13 protein-coding genes are annotated in these 15,560 nt (G+C 46.3%); 3 read left to right on the forward strand and 10 right to left on the reverse strand.

Features of this window, described 5'->3' with window-relative positions:
- Nucleotides 1–90: 90 nt before the first annotated feature.
- The 8 genes from ACQZ43_RS03700 to ACQZ43_RS03735 form a co-directional block, all read right to left on the reverse strand.
- Entirely contained in the window at nt 91–1,386 is a 1,296-nt protein-coding gene (locus ACQZ43_RS03700; protein ID WP_430614542.1) for a TolC family protein, read from the reverse strand.
- Nucleotides 1,387–1,472: 86 nt separating this feature from the next.
- The gene (locus ACQZ43_RS03705) at nt 1,473–4,580 is read right to left on the reverse strand and encodes an efflux RND transporter permease subunit (protein WP_430614543.1); all 3,108 of its coding nucleotides are present in this window, start codon (nt 4,578–4,580) and stop codon (nt 1,473–1,475) included.
- Nucleotides 4,581–4,598: 18 nt separating this feature from the next.
- Nucleotides 4,599–5,795: an efflux RND transporter periplasmic adaptor subunit gene (locus tag ACQZ43_RS03710; protein ID WP_430614544.1), complete on the reverse strand. Its 1,197-nt coding sequence runs from the start codon at nt 5,793–5,795 to the stop codon at nt 4,599–4,601.
- Nucleotides 5,792–6,226, reverse strand: a complete 435-nt coding sequence (locus ACQZ43_RS03715; RefSeq protein ID WP_430614545.1) for a magnesium transporter MgtE N-terminal domain-containing protein — start codon at nt 6,224–6,226, stop codon at nt 5,792–5,794. Before ACQZ43_RS03715 ends, ACQZ43_RS03710 begins: the two co-directional genes overlap by 4 nt.
- A gap of 11 nt (nt 6,227–6,237) precedes the next feature.
- A complete protein-coding gene (locus ACQZ43_RS03720) occupies nt 6,238–6,945 on the reverse strand; it encodes an MgtC/SapB family protein (protein ID WP_430614546.1) in 708 nt (235 codons plus the stop codon).
- A 186-nt stretch (nt 6,946–7,131) separates the two neighbouring features.
- Nucleotides 7,132–8,499 carry a HAMP domain-containing sensor histidine kinase gene (locus ACQZ43_RS03725; protein WP_430614547.1) on the reverse strand — a complete coding sequence of 456 codons (1,368 nt, stop codon included), beginning with the start codon at nt 8,497–8,499 and terminating at the stop codon, nt 7,132–7,134.
- Nucleotides 8,489–9,178: a response regulator transcription factor gene (locus ACQZ43_RS03730; protein WP_430614548.1), complete on the reverse strand. Its 690-nt coding sequence runs from the start codon at nt 9,176–9,178 to the stop codon at nt 8,489–8,491. Before ACQZ43_RS03730 ends, ACQZ43_RS03725 begins: the two co-directional genes overlap by 11 nt.
- 286 nt (nt 9,179–9,464) lie before the next feature.
- Nucleotides 9,465–9,809, reverse strand: coding sequence for a single-stranded DNA-binding protein (locus ACQZ43_RS03735; RefSeq protein ID WP_430614550.1), 345 nt, complete (start codon nt 9,807–9,809; stop codon nt 9,465–9,467).
- 152 nt (nt 9,810–9,961) lie between these two features.
- Here ACQZ43_RS03735 and ACQZ43_RS03740 point away from each other — a divergent pair, with 152 nt between their 5' ends.
- Both ACQZ43_RS03740 and ACQZ43_RS03745 read left to right on the forward strand, forming a co-directional pair.
- The gene (locus tag ACQZ43_RS03740) at nt 9,962–11,488 is read left to right on the forward strand and encodes a GNAT family N-acetyltransferase (RefSeq protein WP_430614552.1); all 1,527 of its coding nucleotides are present in this window, start codon (nt 9,962–9,964) and stop codon (nt 11,486–11,488) included.
- Nucleotides 11,489–11,500: 12 nt separating this feature from the next.
- A complete protein-coding gene (locus tag ACQZ43_RS03745; protein ID WP_430614553.1) occupies nt 11,501–11,848 on the forward strand; it encodes a hypothetical protein in 348 nt (115 codons plus the stop codon).
- A 105-nt stretch (nt 11,849–11,953) separates the two neighbouring features.
- Here the strand turns inward: ACQZ43_RS03745 and ACQZ43_RS03750 are convergent, their stop codons facing one another.
- Nucleotides 11,954–13,219: an ectonucleotide pyrophosphatase/phosphodiesterase gene (locus ACQZ43_RS03750; RefSeq protein ID WP_430614554.1), complete on the reverse strand. Its 1,266-nt coding sequence runs from the start codon at nt 13,217–13,219 to the stop codon at nt 11,954–11,956.
- A 192-nt stretch (nt 13,220–13,411) separates the two neighbouring features.
- Here ACQZ43_RS03750 and ACQZ43_RS03755 point away from each other — a divergent pair, with 192 nt between their 5' ends.
- Entirely contained in the window at nt 13,412–14,215 is an 804-nt protein-coding gene (locus ACQZ43_RS03755; RefSeq protein ID WP_430614555.1) for an SDR family oxidoreductase, read from the forward strand.
- 7 nt (nt 14,216–14,222) lie between these two features.
- Here ACQZ43_RS03755 and ACQZ43_RS03760 read toward each other — a convergent pair whose 3' ends face one another.
- Nucleotides 14,223–15,377 (reverse strand): AI-2E family transporter, encoded by a 1,155-nt coding sequence (locus tag ACQZ43_RS03760; RefSeq protein WP_430614557.1) that lies wholly within the window; start codon nt 15,375–15,377, stop codon nt 14,223–14,225.
- Nucleotides 15,378–15,560 lie beyond the last annotated feature (183 nt).

The raw sequence follows: 15,560 nt of genomic DNA on the forward strand, positions 1-15,560 counted from the left end.
TATTGTTTATCTAAAGTCGTCTGACATCGCCTTGCTGTAAGGACAACTGAAGTCCCATCAGCCTGAGCAGCGATTTGACCGCTTGGTTATTTAAAATTCAATATCCCAAATACCCACTGCTTTTTCGAGTTCTACCAAGGCCACGGCATAATCAAAGCGCGCTTCGACATAAGCCTCACGCGTTTCATTATAGGTTCGCTGTGCGTTTAAAACTTCCAATAGGCTGCTAGCGCCTCGTTGATAGCTGTAGGTGATGCCGTCCAAAACCTCTTTGGCTTCCTGCAACATACTGCCTTCAAAAAGCTGTATTTGCTTTTGCTTGGTCAGATAAGTATGGAGTGCTTGTGCAATTTCCTTCTCCAATTCCAATTCGACATTGCGGTATTCCAATTCGGTTTTTTGCTGCTCGTAAATCGCGTTTTTCAATCCCGACTCCTTTTTGTTGGAAAATTTCAGGGGCACGGATATACCGGCTTTTACAGCGGTATTTCCCGGCGTAGGCGCCACGGCATTGCGCGCAAAGGAATTGCTTTCGACCCCTAGGCTCAGTCCCAGATCGACGACCCGTTCGGCGCGCGCCAAGCGCACTTCGTGACTGGATACCGCGAGGGTTTGTTTGGCGACTAAGTAATCCGTTCGCTGTTGGCGCGCGGTCTGAATCAATTCTTGCAAATCAAACAGTCGATCAAATTTTTCCCAATCGCCCTCGGGTACAAATAGCGAATCGCTTTTTTCAACGGCAAACCATTGTTTAAGGTCTAACAAGCTGTTTGTCCACTCGTTTTCTGCCTCTGCCAATTCGTTCTTCATCGACTTGGTTTCCAAACGGCTTTGTACCGATTCGACCTTGCTGATTTGTCCCAGCGAAAAGCGAATGCTATCGGATTTGGAAATTTGCTTCATCGACTCGTAGGAGTCTTGTTTCACCGCGACGAGCATTTTGTTTTGCAGGGCTTCCAAAAAAGCGACGGTCGCGTCGGCGCGCAATTCGTGGAAGTGGTTTTGCAGTTCCAAGGTGGCGAGTACACGCTGGCTACCCGCCAGCAGTTTGCGGGCTTTTCGCTTGCCGCCGAGTTCTAAATCCCAGCTGAGTTCGGCTTCAAAGCCGTAGCCCATTTCCATGCGTCGCTCGCCGTTATCGGTCCAGCCAAAACTCAGTTCCGGATTGGGAAATGCCTTGGCGGCTTCCACTTCGGCTTCGGCTATACTCAGGTTGTATTTTTCGGCTAAATACCCCAAATTATGTGTCCCTACTCGATTTAAAAAATCGGGATAGTAGATTTTTTGCGTCTGGGTGGTGGCAGGCTGCACTTGTGCCCCAGCACTTTGAGCGCCCCCAACCAGCAAAAGACCGGTTATCAGCAGGGAAATCCATTTATTTTTCATACGTAGATACTTTTTACTTTAAGAATTCCAGTGTTTTTATAAGGAGCGGCGACGCAAAGCGGTCGCCGCCCCTTATCCAAATCCCTTTATTCTTCTACTTTTTTTGTTGTTACAAAATCTTCTTCGCTTCCCCACTTCTTCTCTACCAAATAATAAAGCGCTGGTAAGACGAAAAGGGTTAATAGGGTGGCAAACAAAAGACCGTATACGATAACCGTCGCCAACGGACGTTGTACATCGGATCCGATTCCCGTTGCTAGAGAAGCGGGAAACAAGCCCAGTACGGCAACTGTGGCCGTCATCAACACCGGTCTAAAACGCTCCTTGGCTCCGATTAAAACCGATTCTTTCAGCGGTTTGTGCTTTTTGCGTTGCTGGTTGATATGCGAAATCATGATGACACCGTTTTGAATGGCCACCCCAAATAGGGCGATGAAACCCACGGCAGAAGACACGTTTAAGCTCATGCCTCGCACGTTTAAGGCCAACATTCCGCCGAAGAGCGCCAAGGGCACTACGATCATCAACAAGCCCGCTTGTCTGAATTTTCCAAAAGCTCCGTATAAGAGTATAAACATCAGACACAGGGTTAGCGGCACGATTATTCCCAGTCGTTGATACGCGCGGTTTTGATTTTCAAATTGTCCGCCCCATTCCACGCGAAAACGCTCGTGATCGTACTGGACTTGCTGTTCGATTTTCTGCTGTGCATCTTTTAACAAGGAGCCCAGGTCGCGGTTTCTCACGTTGAGTTTTACCGTGAGGTGGCGTCTGTTCATCTCTCGGGTGATGGTACTTTCTCCAGTGCTGGTCTTCACCTCGGCCACTTGCGACAGCGGGATCTTGGCACCAGTGCTGGAGGTCAGCATGAGATTGGCGATTTTCTCCGGGGTATCACGGCTCTCTTCGCTGTAACGGCAGCTGATTTCGTATACTTTATTGCCGATAAACACCTGGGAGATGGCCTTACCGCCTATGGCGATTTCGATCAATTCGGCCACATCGGAAACGTTGAGTCCAAATTGGGCAATCTTCTCGCGATCGGCATGGATTTGTAGCTGTGGCAAGGGCGGTTCTTGATCGATTCCCAAATCCACGGCTCCCTCTACTGTTTCCAGGGTTTTCATCACCTCATTGGCGATGCGTCGGGTCTCGTGAAAATCCTCTCCGTATACCTTGACTACCAATTCGCTGTGCGCACCGGAAATCTTGTCCATAACGCCGTCGATCATCGGTTGTGCAAACCCCACTACATAACCCGGTAGGGTTTTATACTCTGCCGACAACTCTTCGATAAGGTCGTTTTTGGTTTTTCCACTCGGCCATTCGGAATAGGGTTTTAGCCCGATGGAGCACTCGTAGTGCGAGGGGGTAAAAGGATCGGTTCCATCATCGTTTCGCCCCGCCTGTACCATCATATAGGTTACCTCGTCGTACTTCATGGTCCGCGCGCGCAGGGTATCGCTCATCTCCTTGGATTTCTCTATGGAAATTCCCGGTGGCAGTTGCACTTGCAACCAGATGGATCCCTCGTCTAAGGGCGGTAAAAAGTCTTTACCCACACGCATGGTTAGTCCGACTGTGAGCACCAGAATAATCAGTAGCGGTACAAAGACCTGTTTGGGTTTTTCCACTACTTTTATCACCCGTTTGTGGTAGGCAACAGTAAGTTTTTCCAACCAACGGTTGTGGTACATTTTACGGGGTTTCCTGTATACGACATAGGCCAAACCCGGAATCAGGAATAGGGCCACAGCCAAGGCCCCTAAGAGGGCATAACCCACGGTAAAAGCCATCGGTGTAAAGAGTTTTTTCTCTACGCGTTCAAAGGCAAATAGCGGTAAATAAGCCGTGATGATAATGAGCGTGGCAAAAAAGATGGGCTTGGCCACTTGCTTTGCCCGATCGGCGATGGATTTTTCTCGCAATTCGTCTTCGGGATTCTCCTCCCGCTTCTTTAAAATACTCTCCATCATCACTATGGCCCCGTCGACGATAATACCAAAATCTATGGCTCCTAAGGAAAGCAGGTTGGCCGGTATATTGGTAAAATGCATCAGGATAAAGGCGATTAACAGCGACATGGGAATGGTAATCGCCACTAAAAGTGCTCCTCTCCAATTGCCCAGGAAAATAATCAGTACTATAATCACCAATCCGATTCCTTCTATCAGGGTTCTCGAAACGGTATTTAGGGTGGTATCCACCAGGTCGGTTCGGTCTAGAAAGGTGTGTATCTTTACGCCTTCGGGCAGGATTTGATCGTTTAATTCCGCTACGGCTCTATGGACGCCTTCCAAGACTTCGGATGGATTTTGTCCCTTTAGCAGCAAGACAATTCCCTGAATACCGTCGGAATAGTTTCGCTCGCAATCGGTGTATCCCAAGACGCCTTTGCGCTCGATATTTCCGTATTTCAGCTTGCCCAAATCGTTTAGGAATACCGGTACGCCGTCGTCTGCTTTGACAACGATTCTACCGAGGTCTTCCAGATTTTTAATCAGTCCGATTCCGCGCACTACATAGCCCAAATCGCCTCGTGTGAGTACACTCCCTCCGGCATTGACGTTGTTTTCTTCGACGGTCTCGGTCACGTCGCTCAGCGACAGGCCGTATTGTTCCAGCTTACGCGGATCCAGTTCAATCTGAAACTGCGTGGTGATTCCACCGAAGTTGGTCACCTCAGCCACACCTGAAATTTGGTTGATTTTGGGGATAATGGTAAAGTTCTGAATGTCTGTCAGCTCGCGCAGACTATAGCCTTCCCCTTCGATTATATAGCGGTATACCTCCCCGATAGGCGAGGTTAAGGGATCCAATTCGGGAACGGCATCATAGGGCAATTCCACGTCGTTTAAGCGTTCTTGTATGCGTTGTCGGGCAAAGTAGTCGTCGACCCCGTCGTTAAAAACGATGGTAATCATCGACAGTCCAAAGGTACTGTTGCTGCGCATAACGTGCATACCCGGCATACCGTTGAGGGCCCGTTCGATGGGAATGGTTATTTGCAACTCCATCTCTTCGGCGGCCAAGCCGGGAACCTGAGTAACTACTTGCGAGGTGACATCCGCAATATCGGGATAGGCCTCGATAGACAATTGCTTCCAGGAAAAGTAACCGAAGATCCCCAACAAAAGAAATAGGGCGATGACTAAGCCTCTTTTTTCTATAATTGTTTTCATTAAATTTTTCATCGTTTGCTGTAGATTTTTTTATTTGGCTTGCAACAGGTAAATACCCCCTTCGCTGATTACTTCAGCATCGGCAGTCAAGCCTTGAATAATTATGGTTCTATCGCCCGAACTTCCCGCGCTCACAACGTCGGTGCGTTGGTATTGATCCGGGCCTTTCTTGACGTATACAAAAGAGCTCTCCTCATCTTGCATCAAGGCCTTAGTCGGTATAAAGATGACTTGCTCGGGTTGGTCGATAAAATGAACGTTGACATACATACCGGGTTTGAATCGGCGGTCTTGATTGTCTACTTCGACCAACACTTCGACGCTGCGGGTTTCCTCGTCAACAATTTCGTTGATGTGGTGAATTTTACCCACGAGCTTTTCGCCGGGATAGGCGGATAATTCGATGTTGACCTGATGCATTTTGTTTAAATGGTTTAAGTCTTTTTCTTTGACTTTTCCGACTATCCACACTTTCTCCAAGGCTGCAATAATGGCAATGGGTTCGGCATCCTCCTTGATGTATTGGCCCAAAACGATGGTGTTGTCAATAATTTCTCCCGCTATAGGTGCTCGCACGATTAGCGGTTGTCCCAGCACTACTTTTTTGGGTTCTACACTAAAAATTTTCAAGGCAGCACTGGCCTGTGTTAGGGCCGCTTTACTCGTGATAAATTCGGTTTCGGCTTCTTCCACCTCTTGCTGAATTCCCACGCCGTTTGCCAACAAATCGCGCTGTCTCTTCAAGTGGAGCTCGGCTTGTTTAAACTCTTGTCTAGCGTCTAAATACTCTTTTTGCGCTTCAAAATAGTCCGGGGAGCTGATTTCAAACAGCGGTGTTCCCACTTGTACCCGTTGGCCAACTCGCACAAACGACTTTTGGATTCTCCCGGCAAATGGCGGGGCTATCTCCGCAAAATTATTGGGAATAGCCTTGACTACTCCGGCGGTTACCAACTGAAAACTAAACGCTTCTTGGCTGACTTTAGCCGTTTTAATTCTCGTCTTAATGTTAGAATCTTCCCTTAACGTGATACGCTTATCGGTGACTTGAAAGGGCGATTCCTCTTCTAAAATGGGTTTTTGCTTGCAAAAGGCAAACAAAAAGCACAATCCTACAACCAGTAGTTTTCTAATCATTGTAATACAGTTTTTGGTGATAAAATGGTTTTTGATTTTATGGTTGGAATAGCTGCTGTTGCAGCATTTGAATTTTTGAATGGGTTTCATAATAGCTTTCCTTTTTTACACGCTTTTCGAGACTTATAGGTGCTCCACGCGGTTAATGTTTCTCCGATTCGCGGTACGACATAAGGCAGTAATTCGATTTGTTCCTGCTCGGTCAACACGGTAAACCAATCGTGTCGTTGCTGGGAAGACATGTTGTCGAACAGTTCGGAAAACTGCTGCTTCGGGATGAATTGGAAGTAAGACAATTGTTTGACCAGATTGAAATGCGTAAATATCGCGGCTTGTATTTCGGTGGTAAATTCCTTAAAAAGTCGCATCAATACGGCATTATCTACCCCGACCAACACATCGCTGATTTCCCTTACGGGCATTTTCTTTAATACGGGGACAATTTGAAACAGATGATCGACTTGGCTCCCCGCAGGCTGTCCCATCACTGTTGCTCGAGTACTTGTTTTTATAGTCTGCATGGCCTCGCTTTTTATTCATTAACATGGCTAATTACCTCCCAGCTCACTTCTGAGACGCCGTATTCCAAGGAAAGTCTGCGGGCAATTTGCTCCATCATTTCGTCGTTTTTGCCGTTGGCTAGAATTTCTGAGGTGAGATACGAATAGGTGGGATCGCCGTTGTCGCTGCTTTTGAGCGAGCGCAGTTGCAGGTTGGGTTCGCTTTTTAGGGCGCTCAACATCAGCACCCGCACGTGGTTTTCCACCTGTTCTTTGCATCCGACTATCAGTTGGTATAGCGGTTCGGTCGAATCGACCTTGGCAAAGGACATGCGATTGATGCGGTTGCCCAAGGCGCGCATAGAAACGTGGATAAACACGATGATTAAGGTTAGGAAAACGGCTTGTTGCCAGAGTCCGGCACCGGATAGGGAACCCACCGCGGCCGAGCACCAAATCGTAGCGGCTGTATTGAGTCCACGTATGCTCATACCGGATTTCATGATGACCCCGGCTCCGAGGAAACCGATACCGGTAACGATTTGTCCGGCTACCCGAGAGGGGTCGCCCTCCACCCCGGTAAGGGAAAGGGAAAGGAGTATAAAACTAGCTGCTCCCACAGCGACAAGCGTATTGGTTCTAAGCCCTGCGCTCTTTTGTCTAAATTGGCGTTCTGCACCCACTAAGGTTCCCAATATAAACGCCAATGTCAATCGGAAAATAAATTCTGTAATTACCATAACTCTCTTTTTTGTGTTTCATCAAAAACACAACTTCGTTATGCTTTTGACTTACTAATTAAATTTCGTCCTATTGGGATCTGCTTCCATGTTTGGTTTTTTTTTTTTGATGTTGCAAATGTATAGGATACACAAAAGAGGGCCTGTTAGAAAGCTCTTAGAAAAAAATTAGAATCTCATTAGAGACTAGAGGTGGGGAAGGATGATGGTGAAGGTGGTACCCTCGTTCGCTTGAGACACCACACTAATTTGTCCGTGGTGTAAGCTGACAATTTTTTGGGTTAGGGAAAGTCCGATACCGTTACCGGCAAAGGCATTGGCTTTGCTGCCTCTGTAAAAGGGCGTAAAGATGTGTTCCAATTCGGCCTCGGCTATACCGATCCCGTTATCGGAAAACGCGAGTACGATATCCGATGGGGTACAGGATATCAATACGCTACACTGGTTGTCGTGCGAAAACTTACAGGCGTTTTCGAGTAAATTGACAAAGGCGACCTGCAACAAATAGGGATTGCCGTAGGTGGAAACCCATTGATCCAAATCGAGCTCATCGAGAAAGTTCAGGTGTATTTTGTAGTTGGGTTGGGATTGTTGCAATTGCTGGCAGGCATCGAGCAACACCTCATCGACGCGGATCTCCTTAAAGGCGATTTCGGAACGGTCGTAATGCGCTTTGGCAAAATCCAACAGGCTGTTGGACAATTTGACGATGCGCTCGGAATCGGTCAATGCGTTGTTGATGGTTTTTAAATAGGCGTCGGCGGTGAGGTCTTGCCGTTGCGACAATTCCAATTCCGCTATTATCGCTGCCAAAGGGGTGCGCAATTCGTGAGAGATATTGGATACAAACTGCTTTTGAGCGTCAAAAGAATCTTCCAAGCGGTCGAGCATCGCGTTAAAGGTTTCTCCCAAGCGATGCAATTCGTCTTTATATCGAGCGGGTTTGATGCGCAAATCGAGGTTGCTAACGGATATCTTATTGACTTCGTCTATGATGTCTTGAACGGGTTTGAGCGCGCGATTGGAATAAAAATATCCCGCTCCAAAAATGAGTACGGTCGACACCAAAGTCATAAACAGTATGGTCTTTAGAAGATTTTCTTGTTTTTTAAAGCCGTATTCGTCGAAGGCAGTAGCGGTAATGATATAATCCTGGTTTTTAAAATGGTATTTAAGACCGATGACCTGCCATTGGTCTTGATAGAATTTTAAAGAGCCCTTGAGGTAGATTTCATCGACCATGGTTCGGGTTTCCTTGACCATGTCGATTTCAACGGCATCGTGATACAGCAAGTGGAAGCTGGTGTCGTAAACCGCCACTTCGACTTCGTGTAAAATTTGTCTGTTGTTGCTGTAAATCTGATGTAGGGTTGCAGGCGACACCTGCGCATCCAAAAAGAGGTTGGCCTTGGTAATGGCTTCCTTTTGCAACAAGAGGTAGAACTCTTTTTCGCGACTTTTTTCCGAAGACCAGTAGAGCACCGTGGCAAACACGAGCAAAATTGCTACGGCCAACACCGTGAACAAAATGGTCAAACGGGTTTTAATTTTCATTGGCCTTCAATATAAATCCCATACCCGCTTTGGTATGTATTAGTTTGCGATCAAAGTCTCGGTCTACTTTTTTGCGTAGATAATTGATGTATACATCGATAAAATTGGTACCGGTATCAAAATGGGTATCCCAAACATGCTCGGCAATTTCCGTGCGAGACAAGACGCGCTCGGCGTTTTCCATCATGTATTTCAACAAATTGAATTCCTTAGGTGTCAGGTGTATCTCTATGCCTTGCCGCTTTAATTGCTTGGCGTGGAGGTCCAATTCCAAATCGGCATAGGCCAACAGGTGCAGCAGTGGTTTTTGATTGGATTCGAAGCGCTTTAGCAAGGCCCGTACCCGAACGTGCAACTCGCGCAACTCAAAGGGTTTGACCAAGTAATCTTCTGCTCCGGCATCAAAACCCTCGACTTTATCGTCGGTGGTACCCAAGGCGGTAAGCATGATAATGGGCGTTTGCGGCAATTGTTTCTTTAATTCCTTACACAATTCTATGCCGTTGATGTGCGGTAAAATCACGTCTGTGATAATGAGGTCGTAGTCGTGTTGCAAGGCCAATTTACGTCCCATAAGCCCGTCATAAGCCACGGCAACCTCATAAGCCTGCTCTTCTAAACCGCGCTTGAGCAATTCTGCCATACGCGTATCGTCTTCTATTACTAGTATCTTTATCACCGTGCAAAGGTAAAAGGATATTTCTTTAATTCCCAACACTCTAGAAATTTCATTGCAATTAGCGTTCGGTTTCAAAGACGCCACTGCGGGTTTTACCTCCAAAATATTTTGGTATAAAGCTTATCCGATTTCGCGTTCTACTAGCTAAAAATGCCAAATATCTGCGCCCAGGCGGCCTGTATTACTGTAAAAAGCGTTGGATAGACGGGTTTACTTGCCGTATAAGAAAACCGAATTCCCGCAATGCGAATTCGGTTCTGTCCTTACACCGGCGGTCGCCACTTGTTTAAGATTTCTCTTTCCCTCCCAGCAATACCAACTCGGATAACACCACTTCGGTGGTCGATTTTTTAACGCCCTCCTTGGTTTCATAGTCGCGGTATACCAGTTTGCCTTCGACGGCGATCTCTTGTCCTTTGCGAACAAATTTTTCGACCGTCTCTGCCAATTTGCCCCAGGCCAACACATAGTGCCATTGGGTCTGTTCCACCCGATTGCCTTGGTCGTCGTAATACACGTCTGAGGTGGCCAAGCTAAAGTTGACCATTTTTTTTCCACTTTCGAATTCCTTGAATTCCGGGTCTCTGCCCAATCGACCAATTAGCCGTACGCTGTTTCTCAATGTACTCATCGTTTTTAAATTTAAGTTAAACATTCCTTTACGGTTTACAAATCACTTATAAGCGGTTCACACTAAGCGGTTAAAAAACATTTACAATCGAATGTAACTGCTTGTAACCGCTTGCAAATGGATTTTTTGTACCTTTAAAAGAAAAAAAGAGCATGGAAGCAGCTATTAATAAAGTAGAACTTCGAAATCTTCAAGTAGAAGATTATTTAGAATTAAAAAAATCCATGATGGAATCTTATGAGGGTATGGAAGACTCTTATTGGATAAAAGACGAGATCGAAGCGCTGTTGGCTACCTTTCCCGAAGGTCAGTTGGTGGTATTGGTCGACGATATCGTGGTGGGCTCTGCCCTGTCGTTAATCGTCGATGAACGCCAAGCCATGTCGGCCCATACCTACGAATCCATTACGGGCAATTCCACCTTTTCTACGCATAATCCCGATGGGGATGTCCTATACGGAATCGATGTTTTTATACATCCCAAATACCGCGGTTTGCGCTTGGGACGCCGTTTGTACGACGCGCGTAAGGAAATCTGTGAGCAATTGAATTTAAAATCGATTGTATTTGCTGGGCGTATACCCAACTATTTAAAGTTCTCCAAGGAACTCACCCCCAAACAATATTTAGATAAAGTTCGGGCCAAGGAAATTCACGACCCGGTGATGTCGTTCCAATTGAGCAACGACTTTCACGTGGTGCGCTTGATGCGCAATTATCTCGAAGGCGATAAGGACTCCAAGGAGTATGCGGTTTTGCTGGAGTGGAACAATATTTTCTACGAGAAAACCCAACAGCTGATCAATACCAAAAAGAGTGTGGTTCGACTGGGGCTGATCCAATGGCAGATGCGATTGCTCAACGATTTGGAGGAGTTTTTTGATCAGGCCGAGTTTTTTATCAATGCCGTAGCGGATTACGAAAGTGATTTTGCCATGTTTCCCGAACTGTTTACCGCGCCTTTGATGGCGGATTACAACCACTTGTCCGAGGCCGAGGCCATACGTGAGCTCGCTCGATTTACCGATGCTATTCGCAAAAAGTTTCAAGAGTTTGCCATTTCCTACAACATCAATATCATCACGGGCAGTATGCCGTATATGATAGACGGTACGCTGTATAACGTGGGCTTTCTATGCAAGCGCGACGGAACCTATGAAATGTATTCCAAAATCCATATTACACCCAATGAAGTGCATTATTGGGGTATGCAAGGCGGATCAAAAATCCAGACTTTCGACACGGATTGTGGCAAAATAGGCATTATCATTTGCTACGATGTCGAGTTCCCAGAACTTTCTCGACTGCTCGCCGATCAGGGAATGGACATCTTGTTTGTACCCTTTTTAACCGATACGCAAAACGGATATACCCGGGTGCGGAGTTGTGCACAAGCGCGAGCCATCGAAAACGAGTGTTATGTGGCCATAGCCGGTTGTGTTGGAAACTTGCCCAAAGTGAACAACATGGATATCCAATTTGCTCAAGCGGCGGTTTTTACCCCTTCGGACTTTGCCTTTCCCACCAATGGAATTAAGGCCGAAGCCACCCCAAATACAGAGATGACCCTGATTGTCGATGTGGATGTAAACCTGCTAAAAGAACTGCATGAACACGGAAGCGTTCAAATTAAAAAAGATCGTAGAACCGATTTATATGAGACCAAGAAATTGAAGTAAATTGCGCACACCATGAAAAATTGCTTAGAATGTGGAACTAAATTAGTTGGCCGAGAGGATAAGAAATTTTGCAACGACAGCTGTCGGAATTCGTATAACAATAAGATGAATAAGGATTCCAATAACCTGATGCGCAATACCAATAATCAGTTACGGAAAAACTACCGCATTCTAAGCCTTTTTAACCAAGAGGGCAAAACCAAAATCAGCACCTCTAAACTGCTGCAACAGGGTTTCGACTTCCAGTTGTTCACCAGTATCTATCAAACCAAAACGGGCGCGATTTATTATTTTGTCTACGACCAAGGCTATTTGAATATCGATTTGGACCACACCTTATTGGTGCGTAAAAACCCCTAACCACCTTCTAAACAACCCATTCTTTTTACAGGAATAGACACCGCTTTCAACCAAAAAACGCCCTTTATTGCTAAAAGGCGTCTTGAGAATGCGAACACGGCTGTTCTATTTTAGAATTTCCTTGACCATGCGATCGTCGCCGTCTATTTTATTGGTATTCGTTAGGTCTAACAACTTCGTCATCACCGGATAAATATGGATGTTTTCAAATTCCTTGACGAAAGTATTTTCCTTGATCTGTGGTCCCCACGCTAAAAATGTCGCCTTCATATCGGGATATTGGTAGGGGTCATAACCATGGGCTCCAGGACTTGCCTTTTGATTGGAAAAATAATACGGACTATCGGCGATCAATACGATATCGCCAATACGGCCAAAATAATCGTCCTTGGCTCCAAAGTGGTACTTTTCAGGTACGGCTGACTTTAGATACACCTGATACTGCGGCGCTTTTGCCGCGAGAATCTCTTGATACACTTGTTTGATCTTTGTCTGATCTTTGACAAATACACTCATATACACGCCGCCACTCACTACGGTAAGTTCTTCGGGATTGATTTTAATCGGCAGGCTCAACAATTGGTTTTGATCGATGTTGGTCATTCCGTGATCGGCGACAAACATATAGTTGACCGGAAGCTCGGTTTTGCTCACCGCCTGTACCAATTTCTTAATCGACTCGTCTATATAAGCCACCGCGGCTTTGGTCTCTACAGCGTCGGGACCATAAGTATGGCCGGCGTGATCGACTTCGGGAAAGTAAAACGTGATTAAATGCGGTCTGGTTTCTTCGGGTAGACTCAACCATTTGACCACTTCCGCAATGCGGTCGTCAATCTTTATCTTTTCGGAATACGGATAATAATAGGAAGGCAATATCCCTTGGATTGCCGCTTCTGATCCCGGCCAATAATAACAGGCCGTCATCAACTGTTGCTGTTCTGCCAAGGCCCAAATCGGCGTACCGCCATACCAAGCAGGATCTAAAACCGCTTTGGCGTTGCGCAGCGAATAGCGTTCCTCGATTTTAGGGTCGTATATATTGTTACCCACCAAACCGTGGTGCGAAGGGTATAAACCCGTTACTATGGTGTAGTGATTGGGAAAGGTAACCGACGGAAACGACGGAATTAACGCTTGGGCACGCACGCCTTTTTTACTGACATCACCCAAAAAATGGGCGCCGTGTTTCTCTATATAATCATGACGAAAACCGTCTGCTGATATCAAAATCAAATACGGTTTTTGCTGTTGTTCCCGATCATTTTTTCGATTGGGCACTACGATCTGCTCATTGCCCTGCTGAGCTAAAAGCGTTGAAGACCCCATTAAAAGAGTAGCCGTCAACAGCGATAAAACTATTTTTTTCATGTTTCAAATTTACTAGATTTAAAACAAACCGATATTAAGAACACGTTAAACTTGGGCCACGAAATGCAAATGCTATGCCCTAGTCCAGTATCTTTACTCCTCCTTGTAGACCGAGGTACAGCAAATCGGATAGCCGCAGTGGCCGCGGCCTGAATTGCTTAAATGGTAAAATCGATTAAAAAGCGCGGTAAGATGAAGACAACAATCAGTATACTCGGCTGTGGTTGGCTGGGATTCCCCCTGGCACAGCAGTTGAAACAAGCGGGATATCAGGTCAAGGGTTCGACTACGACTCCCAGTAAATTATCCCTTTTAGAAGAAAGCGGCATAGACGCCTACCTCATCGACTTGGAGGCGGCTGTTTTGGACGAAAACACACTCGGCGACTTTTTGGCGGATTGCCACAGCTTAATCATCGCGATTCCCCCGCGTTTTAAAACGGCTGCTTTGAGTTACGACCGCCAGTTAGAACGACTGCTTCCGCCCTTGCGCAGCCAGGGTGTAAAGCGCATTTTCTTTATGAGCTCAACTTCGGTTTACGACTGCCAGTCCGATTGGATTACCGAGCACACACCTACACTTACAAATAGCGCGAGCGCCCGCCAATTGCTCAGAGCCGAGCAGCTGTTTCGGGCCGAAACCGATTGGGAAACCACCGTATTAAGACTGGGCGGTTTATTTGGTCCGGAGCGTCATCCGGTAACTTTTCTATGTCGAAAAGCCGCCTTTGAAAATCCGGATTTACCGGTGAACATGGTACATTTAAACGATGTCGTCAAACACGTTTCCCAGCTGCTCTTGCAGCGCCAAAGCCAACGAGTTGTGGTGTACAATGTGGTGGCTCCCTACCGTCAAACGCGCGCTGCGTTTTATGGCGAAGCCGCTCGCGCTCGCGGACTGCAATTGCCCGCGGCTACGGATACCGATTGGACCCTGCTAAAAAGAGTGTGCGGCGAAGCCCTTGCCAAACAAACCGGATTGCCCTACAGCTCCTGATTGGGGACTAGGGCGTCGGGGGCGAATCGTCTGGGCAATTATCGTCTTCGCCAGCCTTTTCCTGATTTTTGAAAATTTTGGTAATCGCCTTATTAAACAAGGGCGATTCGTTGTCTTCTTCGCCGAGCAAAAAGCCCCAAGGGCGCAGATCCTCGACGCGGTCAAAAACAATTTTGAGAATTGCCAAAATCGGTATGGTCAGCAACATGCCCGAAATACCCCAAGTCATCTCACCGATGACCAAGCCCAATATCACCACTAGCGAGTTTAATTTAACCTTAGAACCCACTACCTTAGGCATAATCAGATTGCCGTCGATGGCATGAATGACCACTATGGCGATGACTACAAACAGCACGTGACTGGCCGAAGTGGTCGCAAAGGTGATGATTACCCCAATGACCAAGGCCATGAAAATGCCGATATAAGGCAATACATTGAGCACCCCCGTGAGTATGGCCAACATAAAGTTGTATTTAACTCCAATAATGCTGTAGGCTATCAGTGCTAAAACGGTGACGATTACCATTTGCAGCAACAGTCCCACCAAATATCTCTTGACCATGACCTGTACTTGAACCACGACATCCAACACCAGGTGCTGGTGTTTATCCCTAAAGGCCAAAACGAGAAATTTTACCAGATGGCGGCGGTACAACAGTAAAAACAGCGTATATAAAAAGGTAAACACCAACAGCATAATCACACCCGATATGGAGCTCAATGCTTTTCCGAGTATATCTGTTCCGGTGCTGATGGATTTGGATGCGGTTTGGGTAATATAATCCAATTGGCTGTTTTGCTCAATGCCAAACTGCTCTTGTACCCACAATTGCAAACTGGAAAACGAATCGATTAATTGCTGCTGAAAGGCGGGCCAGTCGTCTGCTAACTTGGTCATCTGCATGGCCAACAGGTACAAAACCAGCACGATTAATCCCGTAAAGAGCACCGTGGCTACTATGGCGGCTAGGGCGCGGGGAAATCGGCACTTTCGCTCTAAGAAACTGCAAAACGGAACCAGCAAGGTGGCAAAAAGCAGTCCCAATACTATGGGCACGATTACATTTTGTCCGACAATGCCCAAATATCCCAAAACAACAATACTGATCAGGACACAGGCCAACTTTAAATAAAAGGGATACTCGAATTTTAATCGCATAGGGCTTCGTTTTAAGGGGGTATTACAGCAAAATAGGAAATATCTAAACAATCGAATAAACCAAAAAGCACTCCTTACTCAGCGCGTCAAAGCGGTACTTTCCGGTTTTTTTTAAGTTTACTCGTTTATTTTATATTTATCACAATTCGGCATCTCTTGCTCATTTTGGGATTAAATTACAAA

Origin of the sequence: Flavobacterium sp. JP2137 (assembly GCF_050562195.1) — a bacterium.
Classification (GTDB): domain Bacteria; phylum Bacteroidota; class Bacteroidia; order Flavobacteriales; family Flavobacteriaceae; genus Flavobacterium.